Origin of the sequence: Halostagnicola kamekurae (assembly GCF_900116205.1) — an archaeon.
GTDB lineage: Archaea > Halobacteriota > Halobacteria > Halobacteriales > Natrialbaceae > Halostagnicola > Halostagnicola kamekurae.
Map to the genome: position 1 here is coordinate 1 of NZ_FOZS01000006.1, position 15,344 is coordinate 15,344.

General features: G+C 47.7%; 11 protein-coding genes and 1 pseudogene. 7 read left to right on the forward strand and 5 right to left on the reverse strand.

Going from position 1 to position 15,344, the window contains the following annotated elements:
- Positions 1-340, reverse strand: a pseudogene (locus tag BM348_RS18780) (DDE-type integrase/transposase/recombinase); the annotation flags it as partial.
- 236 nt (positions 341-576) lie between these two features.
- Positions 577-1,488, reverse strand: coding sequence for an HFX_2341 family transcriptional regulator domain-containing protein (locus tag BM348_RS18785; RefSeq protein ID WP_139231242.1), 912 nt, complete (start codon positions 1,486-1,488; stop codon positions 577-579).
- Positions 1,489-1,834: 346 nt separating this feature from the next.
- On the opposite strand from BM348_RS18785, the gene BM348_RS18790 reads away from it, so the two are divergent.
- From BM348_RS18790 to BM348_RS20850, 3 genes are read left to right on the forward strand one after another with little or no spacing between them, the layout of a single operon-like run.
- Positions 1,835-2,761, forward strand: coding sequence for a hypothetical protein (locus BM348_RS18790; RefSeq protein WP_092907403.1), 927 nt, complete (start codon positions 1,835-1,837; stop codon positions 2,759-2,761).
- Positions 2,751-3,740: a CBASS oligonucleotide cyclase gene (locus tag BM348_RS18800; RefSeq protein WP_139231243.1), complete on the forward strand. Its 990-nt coding sequence runs from the start codon at positions 2,751-2,753 to the stop codon at positions 3,738-3,740. Before BM348_RS18790 ends, BM348_RS18800 begins: the two co-directional genes overlap by 11 nt.
- Positions 3,724-4,281 (forward strand): hypothetical protein, encoded by a 558-nt coding sequence (locus BM348_RS20850; protein ID WP_139231244.1) that lies wholly within the window; start codon positions 3,724-3,726, stop codon positions 4,279-4,281. Before BM348_RS18800 ends, BM348_RS20850 begins: the two co-directional genes overlap by 17 nt.
- 708 nt (positions 4,282-4,989) lie before the next feature.
- Here the strand turns inward: BM348_RS20850 and BM348_RS18810 are convergent.
- Positions 4,990-5,235: a PhiH1 repressor gene (locus tag BM348_RS18810; protein WP_092907491.1), complete on the reverse strand. Its 246-nt coding sequence runs from the start codon at positions 5,233-5,235 to the stop codon at positions 4,990-4,992.
- Between the two features lie 524 nt (positions 5,236-5,759).
- Between BM348_RS18810 and BM348_RS21550 the strand changes: the two genes are divergently transcribed.
- Positions 5,760-6,434 carry a hypothetical protein gene (locus tag BM348_RS21550; RefSeq protein WP_175507259.1) on the forward strand — a complete coding sequence of 225 codons (675 nt, stop codon included), beginning with the start codon at positions 5,760-5,762 and terminating at the stop codon, positions 6,432-6,434.
- Between the two features lie 195 nt (positions 6,435-6,629).
- The gene (locus BM348_RS18825) at positions 6,630-7,526 is read left to right on the forward strand and encodes a hypothetical protein (protein ID WP_092907413.1); all 897 of its coding nucleotides are present in this window, start codon (positions 6,630-6,632) and stop codon (positions 7,524-7,526) included.
- A 2,216-nt stretch (positions 7,527-9,742) separates the two neighbouring features.
- On the opposite strand, the gene BM348_RS20855 is transcribed toward BM348_RS18825, so the two are convergent.
- Both BM348_RS20855 and BM348_RS18840 read right to left on the reverse strand, forming a co-directional pair.
- The gene (locus BM348_RS20855; protein ID WP_139231245.1) at positions 9,743-10,948 is read right to left on the reverse strand and encodes a hypothetical protein; all 1,206 of its coding nucleotides are present in this window, start codon (positions 10,946-10,948) and stop codon (positions 9,743-9,745) included.
- Positions 10,949-11,108: 160 nt separating this feature from the next.
- Positions 11,109-12,296, reverse strand: a complete 1,188-nt coding sequence (locus BM348_RS18840) for a hypothetical protein (protein WP_092907419.1) — start codon at positions 12,294-12,296, stop codon at positions 11,109-11,111.
- Positions 12,297-12,543: 247 nt separating this feature from the next.
- Between BM348_RS18840 and BM348_RS20860 the strand changes: the two genes are divergently transcribed.
- Complete coding sequence (locus BM348_RS20860) at positions 12,544-13,032, forward strand: hypothetical protein (protein WP_139231246.1); 489 nt, start codon at positions 12,544-12,546, stop codon at positions 13,030-13,032.
- Positions 13,033-13,127: 95 nt separating this feature from the next.
- A complete protein-coding gene (locus BM348_RS18845; RefSeq protein WP_092907421.1) occupies positions 13,128-15,149 on the forward strand; it encodes an AAA family ATPase in 2,022 nt (673 codons plus the stop codon).
- Positions 15,150-15,344: the final 195 nt, after the last annotated feature.

Below are 15,344 nucleotides of genomic sequence, written 5' to 3' on the forward strand. Positions count from 1 at the left end.
ACAGCCGTAAATGCAGAAATTCGTTCGTCTCGGGATCGACAGCGGCGTACAGCCAGAACTGCTGGCCATTGATTCGGATCACCGTCTCGTCGAGCGCAACGTGATCCGGACTTGCGTTGCTAGCGGGCTGTAGATTTGCCTTCTGCACCCAGTCGTGAACGGCTTTCCGTGACCGGTTGACACCGAAATTCTCAAGTTCTGAGATGGTATTCGAAAGCGATAATCCGCCAAGATGGAGTCGAATACCGAGCTTCATCAGCCGACGCGGTGTCCGCTCTCGCTCCACAAAGTCTAATTCGATCCAGTCGCTACAACCACTGAGGCGAGCGATTTTCGCCATAGACCAGCTGAAAATTACCTCCTCTCATTCTTCAGCCTTAACTAAACACGACCTTAAAAGAGAGAAAAAGTTGAAAACAGGATTTTCGAGATACAATCGTGCGTTCCATCCAATACCGATACCAAGTGAGAACACTATAAGAGAGTAAACTCTGTTATCATAAAGAAGCTGAAGGAAATGGTGTCTCTCACGTAGGTTCATCATTACAGAGGATTGCTCAAGTATCGCTTATAATTCTATAGGAATTCCGAGTTAGATCGTTGGTCGTTAGTTGCAGCCCACATCTCCCCAATACGAGAGAACTTGATTCGATGTCTCTTCCCTTCCTCCTTTTTCACAACTAATCCTTTTTCTATGAGGTTCTCTATCCAATATCTCACCTTATTCTTATGAGAATTGTCGCACTCTATCCCCCTCCATTCTGCATGCTGACGCGCCAGTTCTGATATCGACTCTGCTTCCTCCATATACTGTAGCACCTGAAGTGCCTCCTCCTCTGATTCGGTGATCCCGGTTACAGGAGGAGCTATGAACTCCACATGGTACTTTTCATTCGGAAGTTGTCTTGTTCCACTTGTAGTCCCCTTCTCTAAGTCATCTAATAAGCTTGAAATGCTCTCTAAATGCTCTTCTGCACCTGGCTTGATATTTTGACTAAAATCTTTTTCTTTCAAAAAGTCAGCTACAGACTCTAATTCCTCTATAGCATTTATCATCAGATAATCTTCAGGCGATGAATAATATGTGTGGATTTTACCTCTCATTTGCGGCCGTTCTACGACATGGGTATTAGCCGCCGTAGCATATGCAAATGCTACCGTTCTCGGCATCGAAGAGATATTGACGAAGACCGTGTTTCCTTCGTCGAGTTCGGAAGTGAGCGTCTTATACGCATATTCATACAAACTTTTGTAATTAAATATATCAGATATTATTTCAGTTTCTACTGTAGTACCAAGCACGCTTTCAACTGCGCTTTTAAGTTGACTAGCAATATTCTCAGCTAACTCTGCTTCCTTTTTCCGATTGGATTCTTGTTCTGAATATAAGAGAACTATCCTATCTGGATCGAAATCATCGTAATGGAGGGGTTGCACCAACCTCTCAAAATCAAACCCCACTGGAATATAGTGTACTTCGTCACCCATCACCTACTAGGTATCAATTGATATTCAATAAATGCTTTTGTGAAGAATCAGTCATCACACAACATAAATTCCACTACTAACGGTATTTACTAGATACGAATAGCGGTTCCCATGATTACGGAAAATAGGCTAGTCTAATCCGCTAGATGGTCTTTTGGGTGTTTAGGTTGTAGATATATCCAAGTCCGAGAAAGGATAGATATCACACCAATGATGGGGCAAAGTAATGTGTTCCATTGGCCCGGAACACACGACTCCTGCACAGAAGCAAACCCCCTTCCAACCGCTTGTTGTGGTGGGCTTAGTTTCTGGTAATAAGGCGAAATAGGATATCAGATATCAAACAATGGAAAATGTCCATGAGATAACCGCGAAGGAAGCCAAATCCGACAAGCAAAACAATACGGATGGCGGCGAATCGCGGTCAGGAAAAGAACAGATGTATCAAACAGGGTTAGTTCAAGGTACTGAACTACCGGAACGGCCAGGTCTTGAAATTCCCCGCGTCCAAGCGACGCAATCTCATTTTGAGTTCTCGATGCTCCTTGAGGGCGTCGTGATGATTAGTATTGAGGACGCACGCCGGTTAGCCGCAAAGGGGGAAACAGCGGAGTCCGTTTTCGGAAACATGCTTGTCGCTGTAACGACAACTGTTCATGACGAGGTACTCGAGGAATGGTATCCACAGAAAGAAATTCAGCTAATCATTGATTTCAAGCCAGATTTTCACATTCCTTGTGATCGTCCAGTCTATCGAACAGATAGCAAGAAAGAGCGACGCGAAATAATAACTCGATATCTCCGAGATCTGAAGGAAATCTCCAGAGCTATCAAAAACCTCTCCACAGAGATCATACCGTTAGTCAAAGGTGTGCTTCCTCGAGAGCGGAAAGAGTGTTATCGATGCTTTGAGGGTCTAGATTTTGATCGAATCGGTTACTATTGTGCGCAATATTTCTTGTATGGTAATCATGGCGAGGACTTAATTCAGGATGTTCGGCAGATCGTCGGTGAAGCACAGCCAAGAGCGATGCTACTTATCGGAGTCCAAGCATCATCGTATCTTCGACGTATGCCTCCCGAAGTTACTGCTGCTGCTGGAGAGCGGTGGCGGCGGAAATCGGGTCTTCGGAACGACTCACTGAGTATGCAGCAGGTACAGCGCAACTATCGAGATTGGTCTCGAGAAATTGAAAAAGAGCTTGAAGGGGGTCAGTCGCGTCTAGAGAGTTTTGTCACAAACACCGCAGAGGGTTCAATTCATGGGAACTAAAATAACATCACAAGACGATGCGGCAGCTGGTAAAGAGGACAGCAAGGAGGGTGGCCTTCCTGAAGAACAACAAGAACTGCCCGAAAGCCGAAATGAAGCGGAGCGAGCAGCAGAAGATGTATGTGAAGAAGAGGCAGACCAGTCAAAGGTTTCTGAGCGAGAAGGCAAGAAAGTCGCTGATCGTCGGGAAGAAGTGCGTGATGCTCTCGAAGATGAACTCGGAATCAAAGAGCAACATATCTTCGGTTCGTTTACTCGAGGCACCTTAGTTGGCCCTCTTGACGAGGATTCAGACACTGATGTCATGTTCGTGTTGGACGAGGAGGAACACGGAGATTGGGTTCAAGATCCCGAACACGGTCCTCGAAACAGTCTACGGCGGGTGAAGCGGATTCTTCAGAACGACCCTCGGTTCAAGGGTGCAAGTATTTCCGTTGATCGGAATGTAGTGGCGATCCAGTTCAACGATTTCACAGTTGAGGTTGCTCCGGCATTTGAGCGAGGTGATGATTACGTTATTCCGAACACGTATCGTGAAGGTGCTGGATGGGTCCAAACAAATCCACGCCGGTATAAACAACAGTTCGAAGCAGTCAACGAAAATCGGAATGGAAACGTCGCAAAGCTCGCACGACTCGCAAAAAAGTACAATGTGCAAACTGGAACGCAGATTTCATCGTATCATATGGAAGTCATGGTGTATGATTTCATGCGAACTCGTTCTTACCAAGATGAGCCGATAGATAGGCTCGTAGACGACTTCTTTGAGCAACTTCCTGAGCGACTATCGAGCGGGACCTACGATCCTGCAACGGACCAAAAAATCGACGACGGCCTTCGAAATGAGGATCGTGAAGAAGCGATCTCTAACGCGAAGAAAGCGAGAGAGAAACTTCGAAGAGCTAGAGAAAGAAAAGAGAACAACGAAACACATTCCCAAGAACACTATGAGGAGGTCGTCGATGGTGACATCGAATAAATCTAAGAATCGACGATCTCTGCTAGAAGACAAAGCTATTGAGGAGATCGTGAGTCTTTGGTATACTTACAATCAATTGTTTAAAGCAGCTAACTTTCACCGCCATGTGAGCCAAGGTGTCTCTCTTATAACTGCGACTCTTGGTGGAATTCTCACCTATGGACTAATTTGGGATGGGATTCCAAATACGAGTATGATTGGTTTTGCGGTCCTGATTTCCGTTCTAACTGCTCTCCGCAGCTCCTTTCAACTTACTGATAAACAACGAGAGTTGCGAGCGGCAGCGAACGAATACAAGGACTTGTGTGATGAAACTCGACTTCTACTTCAACTTGATTTTCCTAATGAGGAAGTCTCAGATGTAGAGATTGAGGATAAAATCCGAGAAATCAATGAGCGACGTCGAGAACTCAACAAAGAGTCTCCTGACGTCAGTAGCTTCTGGTATCACTATATCAAGTATAGGAAATCACCCTCCGCTCTTGGAGAAATAACCGTTTCAGATACGGAACGTGCGATCGTTACCGGGCAAGATACCTAAGTGAATATCTCACCGAAAAAGCTAGGTGTGAGGAAGTTGATTCGATACGTATGTCCGTAAATTCAGAGAACGATTCATCGGAGTTACCGAAGGAGTGGTGGACAGTTGCCTATACTCGCTCAGGAGGTCGATATAGCGAGACTGAGCGTTTAAGTAGTGAAAAAACGGCAAAGCGGAAGCGGCAGGCAATCTTGAACACATATGACGACATTCTCTCTATCGAATTGATTCAAGAAACACAACTGGCCTGGGACTCAGAATAGTAGCTCATTTAATTTCCAGTCGTCGGGGATTTGGTTAGATGATCGATTTCTTTCCTAAGTTCGCTATATCATGTCCTCGATTCTCAGTTTTATCCCTACAGAAAATGAAAGACCGAGCCATCAATAGGGAATTGGCCTCCAGTCACGAGTGAAAATGTCCTCGAAGACAGGCTTCGCGGACATAGTCTCATAGTCAGTATATCCACAGCAGTTAGAGTACCCAGGTACTGTCTAGATGAGGAGTTTGAGGATGAGCAGATGGTGGCGAGAAGGATTGAGCACACCGTGTGCATAATTGGAACGCGCTGTAGAGACTCCATAGTGATTGCACACCCAATCTTTCACATGGAATGCTGGTCAGATCATCACAAGACAGTACGAAATATAGAGTCTGTGTTCACTAACAGGGTAATTGCTTCCTGAGTACGTACCTCAAACAGAGATCCTATTCAGAATCTTCGGCAGACTCGAGTTCGTTTGCATCGAGTTCTTCGTCAAGGAATGCCGCTCCTTCTTCCGTAATCCTGTAAAGCCCCTGAGCGACACGCTCAACGAGCCCATAGTTAGCCATCTTCGAGAGGCGGTTGCTTGCGTAGTTTGCGACGGTTACATCCAGTTGCTCGAGCGCACTGGGAGTCATATTCCCTTCGTCCCGCATGGTTTCGAGTATTTTTTCGTCGACTGGACGCATCCACTCAGCTCGCTGTCTGACCACGCTCCTTGGTGGCACTGTGGAACTCATAGTAGTATCGATGAGTGGTTATAGAAGACGTATTCATATAAAAATACACCTATTATCAATACTTTTGCTGTGAGTTCCACAGTAAATTATTAGTAGACCACGTGATAACAGGAGTAGTAACCTGCCCTTTCGGGCCGGAAAGGTCCGACGTGATACCAGCACGTCGGGGCGGGTCTTCCCTCTACGGGAATTGAACGACCCATGCGACAAGATAGCCTCCGAGCCCATAACTGTAGGGCTCACGAGCTAGGAGTATCGGCTGTCCACCACAATCAGCGCGACATCCCGGACGACACGCAGAAAACGCACCCGCGTCACACCGCGAGTGAACGGACGAGAGATCGTACACCCCCTACTCGTCCGTTTACACGGTTTTTCGCAGAGAGACCTAAAGGCCGCGCCATCGAACACGACGAGTTCATCATCGCCGGCGAAGATGCGGTCATCCTCGAGCTGACGGGAGGTGAACGCTGATGGACCGCGATCACCCCAACCAGACGCCCTCGAAATATGTCGTCCCCACGGGAAGTGGCTACCTCGGGACCTACACCGTCAGCACTGATCGAACGGTGACGATCTCGACGGCCGCCCTCGGCGACCGCGACTGGCCGACCGACACGGCCCATGCTATTACCCACGACGACGGTGTCGCGCTCGTCCCTCGCCTCGAGACCACCGACCCGCTCGCTGAGTACACCCTCTGCAGGCGCTTTACCGGAGCCCGCATCGCAGTCGGCCACGCCGTCATCGACGCACTCGAGCTCACACAAGGCGACGACGTCCGCGTCTACGACCTCGAGGTTACCGACGCTCGAGCGGGCCTCCTGCTCGTCGACGCCGACGACGACCCGCGGATCGCAACCGACGGCGGACACGACACCACAGCCGAACACCCTCTCGAACTCACGCTCGAGTATACGACGATCGACGACCGCCGGCGTCGGATCACCATCGTGCCGGACACCGGCGGTGAAGCTTGGCGTATCACCCACGAAATCCGCAACGGAGAATGGCGCGAAACCGGCCGAGAGCCGATCTCGGAGCTTGCGCTCACGCTCAATTCCATCGACTACTCGAGATCGCTCGCGACCGAACAGCGCCGTCACACCGGCGACGAACTGCTCGAGCAGCGCGGTGAGAACCAATGACGGACACAACTCTAACGCGATCGGTCCTCGACTCGCGTCTCGAGGACGATACCCACCCTCCCGCTGGGTCTGACGCTGCGGGCTAGCTGCCCGTTTTGGGTCAGTCTCCTCCGTCCCGCAATGTCGCCGCCACCTAAGGCCGCTGTCACCCGGTAGCGCTCGCTAACCAGTCCACCTACGCACCCATCCACAGCGATGTCCACGTCCACAAACAATTCGACGACCGAACAGCTCCCAGACCACTTCAGCGATCGCTTCGAGGCCCTCGAGAACCGAATCGACACGCTCGAGGCCGAACTCGAGCGCAAAGACGACCGTCTCGCGGATCTCGAACAAGAGTGCAATCGGCTCGAAAAGCGGACGGCCACACTCAAGGAGCGTGTTGCAGATTTCGAATCCGAACCCACCCGCCTCGAGAACATGGCCGAAGCCGCACTGAAGAAGGCCACCGCAAACAAAGAGCGCGTGTCAGAACTCCAGTCTCGCGAACTCGAGAAGGGCGCACACCTACTCGAGGAAACGGTCGATGTCCACACCGTCGACGTCGCCGACGGCCGACTCGAGCGACTGATGAAAGACGACGGGAACGCGTACTACCGCGTGCCCAAAAGCGCAGATCCGCTCGATCCCAGCGGGAACGTGTCGCTCGCCTATGGCGACCTCCTGCCGATCCAGCAGTTGGCACGAATGGATGAAGAGATGCGCCACTCGGCTGCAAACGCGCTTCCGACGCGGTTAGCAGCGAAACTCTGGAAGGCTCGAGTCGACGACACCGTCGGTGATAATCCCTGGAATACCGGCTGCAAAGACGTCGACGAATACGTCAAAGCAAGCGACCTGAAACACTGGATCCGACGGCAGGAAAGCGGCATCAGCGAGACGTACGCAAAGAAACTGGTCTCGAGGGTGATTGATGCCGTGCTGGATCTCTCGAAGAATCGGCTGGCTGTTCGCAAACGAACGGAGCGAAAGAACGGCCTCGAGTACATCGAACGCCGCCTCGTGTTGCCCGCTGATACTGCAATTCCTGGTGAAAGTGGGCCACGTACCGCTGATGATGGAGACCCAAAGACAGGTGGTGTCCACGGGTAGGCCTGTCTACGGCGATCGAACCCGCCTCGAGAGAGGATCCCCTCTTCAAGAGTGATCCAGTTACGAACTGATCGGGGATGGTAGCATGGGTTCGGTAGCTGTTAGTCTCTCCTCGAGTGGTCATCGGCGGTCATACGCAGAGACTCACTTGAAAGCTGCTTCCAAAGACAACAACTGTCCACGGTCGATACGATGCCAGATACTGCTCACGTTTCGTGACCAGAGAACTCTGATGTGGTGCATGACGATTCATCTGGCTCTGTTGAGGTCATCATCGGCTAACAGATTTGAGAGTGATCGGTAAGTACAGGCGGAGGCGTTACCAGAGCAGCTACCCACCTTTCGGATAAATATCAGAAACGACCTGCTGAATACAGAGCATATAGTCAGCAGAGCAGAAGGATAGTCTCTGTCGTTACCGCAACCAACATGATACTTCAGCAGGCAATATGTGAGATATCGAATCTAAATTTAGTGATCCCGTGTGAGTGAGTTGTTAATTAGTTACGTCAGGTCACTACGTAAGCGGGTCACAGCAAGGCTGTGGCTTGTTGTTTCTGCAGCTATAGAATTAGTGTATAGATTAGCAAATGATGTAGCACAGGGGTTCTTGACGGCAATCTTCCGTCAATCAACCTTACCTATTTCTGTATTGACGGAAACTAATTTCCTACCAAATATAGTTAACTCCATCATAGGGCATATTTTTGTAATTTCTGTCCTCTACTATTTCATATCGAGGATATTTGCGGGCAGCAAGCGGGTCGCAAGGATCCCTATCTCTATCTTCGGCACGGTAATAGGGTTTTTTATTATATTGTATTATGGCCTCAATTCCCCATCGGATATTCCATTATCCCATCCGAGTGTCCTTCCTGTTGCCTTATTTTTCACGCTATCAATTGGGTATTTTTCGATTTCAAAAATTCGGAGTGAGGTGTCGATAACGCCGAGCTCAAGTGTACTATTTGCGGGAATGACGACTCTGGGTGCTGTACTACTGGGCTCAATTGGTCGGTACTCAGTTATTCCCGAACTAGTATTATTTGGAATAATATTTTTTGCTCTTTTTCGTGGCAAGGATGCGAAATCTATCCGCGGATTTGAACATACAATTCAAAGATTAACCCGTATAGATGAGTATAGTACACAGGAATTTGCAACGGTAGGTCTCATATCATTCGCGCTATTTTCAGGGAGTTTGGGATTTCTTGGTGTGGAGAATTTGATTCCATCCACGCCAGAGTCTGAGATCGGTTTATATCGCGTATTGGCTCTTTGGGGTACGTTTGCATATTTTAGCTCTCAAACAGTGGCGAGTCTGGCACTATTTTGGTTCTGGTACGGGTTACTTAGAGGATGGCTTGGAGGAGAGAGTCATTTTAAGAGTGTGTGGCCACCCAGACCTCGGTACTACCTTATTTCGGCAATGGGGCTGCTATATGTGAGAGGTGTAGATTTCAGTCTAATTACTTGTAACAATGAAGAACTGGGATACGCCTGTGATCCTCCGTCTTATTTTTTGTTACTTAGACTGCTTCCCACTGGCACTCAGATTCGGTTGCGGGACATACTGATCACTCAGTTGATGGTCTATGGTGTTCTTTTCCTGCTCTTGACTCTACTTCCGATTATACTGAGAAGAAAACAGCAGCGTACTGTGAGCCAGCGGTTCGTGTTCTCTTCGTACATAATATATTCCGTTTTAGGGGTAATCGTGTCGTATGAATATACAAACCTGATTGCGAACCCTGAGTTGGCTTTTCATCAGTTCGGGATTTTATTCGTAGCTGTATACACGTTACTTCCGCTATTTACCAGCAAATATCTCCAGTATAAAACTTGGAAGAAGGCATTGATAATCGCGTTTACACTCGTAGGATATAGTTCTTTGATACTAATATTGGGTCCAGACATTCATTACACTCCCTTAATATATATTATTCTTATAATTAATGGCGTATTCTATGTATCTTGTAGATAACAGCAATTTCATCGCGGGGAGCCTTGCTAGATTCGCGCCCTGTATCTTGCACGGCAGCGCGAACAGATATTGGAACTGGTAGAATGTCCAGCGGTAAGCACGCATCTGTAGTGTGCGTGTGTTTCAAGCTAAAATATATCTGAAAAAGAGCTTCAAAAGAGCCGATTCGCTCTAGTAGTGAGTCGACACCCGTACAGTGGTGGAACTATTTGTTCGATTCTCCGTCTACTCACTAGTCGAATAGGCGAGCGTTTCGTACTGTTGATCGGCGGAGCCAAGGATACTCTTCGGGGTGATACTCGTCGAGACGTACTGTCGTCGACGATGTCCGCTTAGAGAGGAGTCCGACATGTTGGAGTTGACGTGAGAAATTTTGGACGAGATTTTGACGTATTATTTGACGAAATAGGTCAACGTCTTCGTAGATTTGTTCTACGTTTCCCTTCAAGAGTAGTTTTCGTGCTTGGTCACGGGACTCAGTCGAATCAGTACAAAACATCTGAAGAAAGGTGTTCGGATAGTCTCGAATCAAGAGTTCTACGAGTTCGGTAAGCAGTATTGGCTCCTCTGGATCGAACGATCGTATCGTTCGATATAACGCTTCAAAGTCGGGGTGTTTTCGATACTGATCAAGTAGCCACACCGCGAGCAAAGGGGCGATGTCGTACAGAGTACCACTATTCGATGTCTCTTCTTTCAAGCGTATCAACTCCGGTAACATACCGACGCTGTAGTTGTTCAAAATTACGAGTCCGATTCGCCCCCTGTCCGTTAGTGTAACCGTCGATCCAGAATCGATAAGTCCGAGTACTGTGGCACCGTCGATCGCCGCTTTCGATGCATCCCCGTTGAGAAAATACTCTCGTTCAAACTCAGTAGCAAATTCATTATACCCCATCGTTTTTTGATAGCTATCGATGTTCTCCAAGAATATCGCCGGCGCGAGAAAGTGAACCGGGTGGGCGAGATCTAATCCAGTTATTTTCGAGATTGGTTCGACGCCTCGAATCCGAGCTGCGAGACGGTCTCGTATCTCCGAAAGTTGTGATTTGTTAGTTATTGCAGACGGCTCTTTCCAATCCCGAACACCATCAGCGGAGACCGTGATAACGCCTAAGCCATCGTCACGAACGGTTTTACGATATCCTTCAACTGCATCCGCACCAGCCGCGAGATACGAATAGTTTGCTCCTGCTTTGTAGTCGTACGCCTGTCCTTTTCCAGTTCGGAGATCTCTACTTCCTTTTACTTCGATCGCGATGACTGAGCGGTCGGGAGCTAACCCAAGAATATCGGGATATCTCCCGGATATGGATTCTGTATGCGATTTGTATTTTGAGAGAATACTATCATAATCACAGTGCACAAAGAATTCGTATCCTCGAGTCTCTAATTCTTCAGTGACCTTCTGAAATACCTCTTCTTCGGAAAGTCCCATCTGTTACACTATGACTTCATTCTGAACCGATCAATCTTCCTATTATATGATATCTATCTCGACCAACAGTGGCCCATGAGTGCGTAGGACCAGAAAGTAGGACAGGCCGTTAAGAAGGTTCTTCAAGTAATGAAATATCTTCCATGGAGTTTCAACAAGATCACTTCAATTGAAACCCACGAGGATACCAGTAGTTAGTCGTCGGGTTCAACGCCGATTTTGGCTCAATGACGGGCGAATCCGATTCAAGGACGCCAAGGCTCTTGAACTGGCTGGCGGTATTCGAGATGAACTGGCTGTGGACGATCCGCTTCAGGTACTCGGGGTCGTTGTAGATCTCGTGACCACGGCCTTGTTCGATGAGTGTGGGCCCCTCGTCGTCCTCGTGATCGGTGTACACGAGGTTTAGGAACGTGCTTGGGTAGTTGTCTATCAAGGTCCCACACAGTTCTTGAATCGAGATGCCACCGTCGCCGTGACGCAGTAATACCTCGAAAAGCGTCCGGAAATCAGGATTGGACGCGAACCGATTGCGAAGGTACGTTGCGATGGGAGGATGTTTCTTCCAGAGTTGCCCACTGCCCTTCAGTACCTTCAGATCAGAGATCGTCTCGACATCGTATCCCCGGAGTACGGTCTCCCCCATCATTCCTTGTTCCGTTAGTTGGTACTCGCCAGACTTGAGGCGGATCATCCCAAGGTACTCCGCGAGTCGGATCATCCGTTTATACGCGCTTCGATACGGGTACGATTCATCCTCACAGAGGTCACCAATCGCCTCCTCTGTCGTTTGATCGTGACTAGCAATCGCGACGACAGGCATCAACTGATTGAGCGGATCTGCGTAGTTCGGGAGTCGCCGTGAGCGCTCATTGGCGGTAACGAGCATGTTCTCGAGTTGATGGCGCGTGTTGTAGAGGAGGTCCTTCATTTCGGCCGACGATGGAAACTCCTGTGAGATCGAACTCGTCCGGGGATTTACGCCAAGCGTGCCGATTCCCTTGCTGACGGCGATGTCTTGGACACGCGTCAGCACGGAATTGTCCGCGGCAAGGTAGGCGTGATCGACGCCCCGCTGGTAACTGAGCGCCTGTCCGAGCCCCTTTCGAAGATTCTCCGTTCCTTTGACTTCGATCGCAAAAACCCGGTTTGCAGGGGTGAACCCGACGACGTCCGGTTTGTACGGCCCGATCGTGATAGAGTGCGATGGATACCGTTCATAGAGTCGAGCGTACCCGTCGATCGATCGGTGAGAGCCTGGGACGTGGATGAAAAACTCGTATCCCTGGTCATCGAGCCACTCTACCAGAGGCGCGAACACGTCGGCTTCTGCGGTAGAGTCCCCCATCTATCTAAAACTAATAGACCCTCTTATCAAGAAAGTTTGTAATTAGCAGGTCCATCCCTCGAGCAGTCAGGTAGAAAGACTCCTCGAGAGAGACCCGAAGCGATGGTTATCCACGAGATTCATCAGTTAGTGGCAGATCCGATAGTTAGTCACTCGTTCATGACTTGCAATCCGACCGACTCGATCGAATTCTTTGAACCCTTATTTGAATTGACGACAGCTAGTCATCTTCCTCCGAGAGTTGAACGTGATAGACCTCGCAATACGTGTCAGCTGGAAGATCGGAATCAATCACGAAGAGACGCTTCTTAGCGTACTCGCCGACGCTGGTCTTCCACTCCAATCAGGAATAGACACCTACGTCACAGATGTATACTTCCAAGCTGAAGACTCCGATCAAGATCGTGATGGAGACGCACTCCGCTTAGAGTTCGACGTTGTGGATGACATCCGGCGAAAAAAGATCCGTGAAGAGTACAATCTTTGGACTGCGGTTGACATGCCCGAGGATCGCTATCGGATAGCCAAAATTCGTACAAGAAGGAAATCGACTTTGGGCTCCAATCGATCAACTAGACTAATACCAAGTTCTTTGCATCCGTTGCGTGACAGCACTTCCGCTGAAACTATCTTGCTAGTGGTAACACTATTCAGAGAGGGGTATTTTCCAGCAAAAAGTGCTTCTTTCTGCATAGAACCGGTGCCCACCCCCGTGGGGTTCTGCCCACAGATATAGGAATGCGCTTTGATGAGGGCTCCCTTAGGGACATACCTAACAGAGAATCTAACTACCTAGGCTTATTTCTATGTCTTAGTAAGCAGTATTAGACTATGGTGAGGGTCAAATCGTTTCGCATTCAGAATTATAGATCAATCATCGATTCAGGTACAGTATCACTGGAGGAGAACGTAACAAAAATTGTCGGACCAAATGAGGCAGGGAAGACAAATATTCTTGATGCATTATCTTCGTTCAACGTCCAGAGAGACTATAAGGAGCGCGAGTTAAGCAACTATGTCCCAGACTCTAACAAAGATTCCCCAACCCCGGTTGTAACAGTCACCTTTGAAGATCTAAGTGTGGAGGAGGCACCGTTTGCTCCTGCTTTTTCGAAGATTTCTCACCCAGACTCTATGTCTACTACAGCTACTCTAATAAAATATTTTAACGGAGATTATGCAATTAAGTATGATGGCTCTGAAATTTCAATAGAACAGCAGATGAGGAGCCAATTCCGGGACATGAATGATAAAATTGGTGACTTATCTGAAGAATTGAGGGAATTGGGGCATCTTTCTCAACATGATTTATATTCGAATATAAGTAAACAGATCCAGGATATACTTCAATCAAATAACCGATTTAGTAGAGCTTCCTTAGATGATTTTGAGTCTATTGATGAATTATCTGAGGAGGCCTTTAGATCTATGGAGCAACATAGCCAGTTTATCGAAGATGATCAGAAAATGGTTGAAATTGAAGAATCTACTATACGACTAAAATCCCTAACTAGTGTTCAAAAGAACCTACTGAGATTAAGGAACAATCCTTTAAAAGAATTATCCCTATTCACCTATTTAACGGATTTTGGATTGTTTCCAGATTCAGTCGGGTTGGATTCAATTCAAGATGAGAGCTATACTGGCCCATACGTAGATTTACTAGAGTATGCTAAACTCACTCCAGATGAATTAGAACATATAGATCCAGGAGAAACTCATCGACGTCGACAAGAAGTTGAGGAAAGGTTGAATAATGATCTGAACAGACATTGGGTCCAAGGGGAAATAGAGGTTCAAATTGAATTAACAAGTTCTCAAGTAGGGTTACAGATATACGACGAGACAGGCGAGCACACTGTTCCTAGTGATCGGAGCACTGGATTTCGTTGGTTTTTGTCTTTCTATCTCAGTATATTAGCAGGCGAGAATTCAAAAGTTGATAAGAATATCCTTCTTTTGGATGACCCAGGAGTACATCTTCACCCGTATGGCCTCAAACGTCTTCGGGAATCATTAGATAGTTTTGGTGAAGAAACACAACTAGTCTACAGCACTCACTCTCCATTTCTCCTCGAATCTAATGAAATAGATAACATCCGACTCCTCAAGCGAGAGAGTTCCAACGGGACACAAGTATATTCATTGTTAGAGGCGCCTGATCCTGTGGACAGGGATGCACTAGCACCGGTTCGAACGAGTTTAGGTGCAACAATGGCTGAATCTTTATTTACTGGTTCAGCAACGGTACTCGTGGAAGGAGTCAGTGATAAGTACTATTTGGAGGGCTTTTCAGACTTCTTTGCCGGGGACAGAAAACTGTCGCTGAAGCCCGGAACAAATATCATTGATGTCAGTGGCTCAAAGGCAGTCTACTTCGCTAAGCTTGTTGATGCTGAAGGATTCGAGTTTGTTATCCTTCTTGATGATGACAATGGTGGTAGTAACCAATATGAGAACCTAATTGACTCTGGTATCAGTTCAGACAAAGTCGTCTTTGTTAGCGATGCTATTGATCGAGAATTGGAAGCTGACGCAATCACCATTGAGGATCTGCTTCCACCTGAGTTGTTATATCGGGAAGTGTCAGATCATACTCCGGCAACTTTTGATCAGTTAGGAGAACCCCCTGAGGCGGATAAGTTCGACATAGTCTCTACGATTGAAGGACGTCTAAATGAACTTAAAGGACGAGGGGAGATTGATAAAAGTCATCTCTCAAAGGATACTATTGCCAATAGTTTCGTTACTAAGCTTGTTGAAGGGGACTATACTGAGGAAAATCTTGACGAGCGCTCAGTAGAAAGATTCGAGAAATTGATTAAGGAGATAAATGAGTCATTGTCAAAATAGCCACATTACTACATTTACGGCTGAACAATCGAATACATACCCAGAAAGTACGCTTAATCGACTTGCACAACAAATCGGGTTGATTCCCCCACGTACCTCTCTAACAGTCTTCTTTGTAAGAGAGAATAGGCCATTCAATTGCCTTTCCTGGTGAAGTCGATTGGAGATAGAGAATCGATATCAGCTTACAACCAC

Excerpts from the sequence above, each read along its gene's own strand:
- BM348_RS18785 (WP_139231242.1), bottom strand. The coding sequence starts at position 1,488 with ATGGGTGACGAAGTACACTATATTCCAGTGGGGTTTGATTTTGAGAGG.
- BM348_RS18790 (WP_092907403.1), top strand. The coding sequence starts at position 1,835 with ATGGAAAATGTCCATGAGATAACCGCGAAGGAAGCCAAATCCGACAAG.
- BM348_RS18800 (WP_139231243.1), top strand. The coding sequence starts at position 2,751 with ATGGGAACTAAAATAACATCACAAGACGATGCGGCAGCTGGTAAAGAG.
- BM348_RS20850 (WP_139231244.1), top strand. The coding sequence starts at position 3,724 with ATGGTGACATCGAATAAATCTAAGAATCGACGATCTCTGCTAGAAGAC.
- BM348_RS18810 (WP_092907491.1), bottom strand. The coding sequence starts at position 5,235 with ATGCGTCCAGTCGACGAAAAAATACTCGAAACCATGCGGGACGAAGGG.
- BM348_RS21550 (WP_175507259.1), top strand. The coding sequence starts at position 5,760 with ATGGACCGCGATCACCCCAACCAGACGCCCTCGAAATATGTCGTCCCC.
- BM348_RS18825 (WP_092907413.1), top strand. The coding sequence starts at position 6,630 with ATGTCCACGTCCACAAACAATTCGACGACCGAACAGCTCCCAGACCAC.
- BM348_RS20855 (WP_139231245.1), bottom strand. The coding sequence starts at position 10,948 with ATGGGACTTTCCGAAGAAGAGGTATTTCAGAAGGTCACTGAAGAATTA.
- BM348_RS18840 (WP_092907419.1), bottom strand. The coding sequence starts at position 12,296 with ATGGGGGACTCTACCGCAGAAGCCGACGTGTTCGCGCCTCTGGTAGAG.
- BM348_RS18845 (WP_092907421.1), top strand. The coding sequence starts at position 13,128 with ATGGTGAGGGTCAAATCGTTTCGCATTCAGAATTATAGATCAATCATC.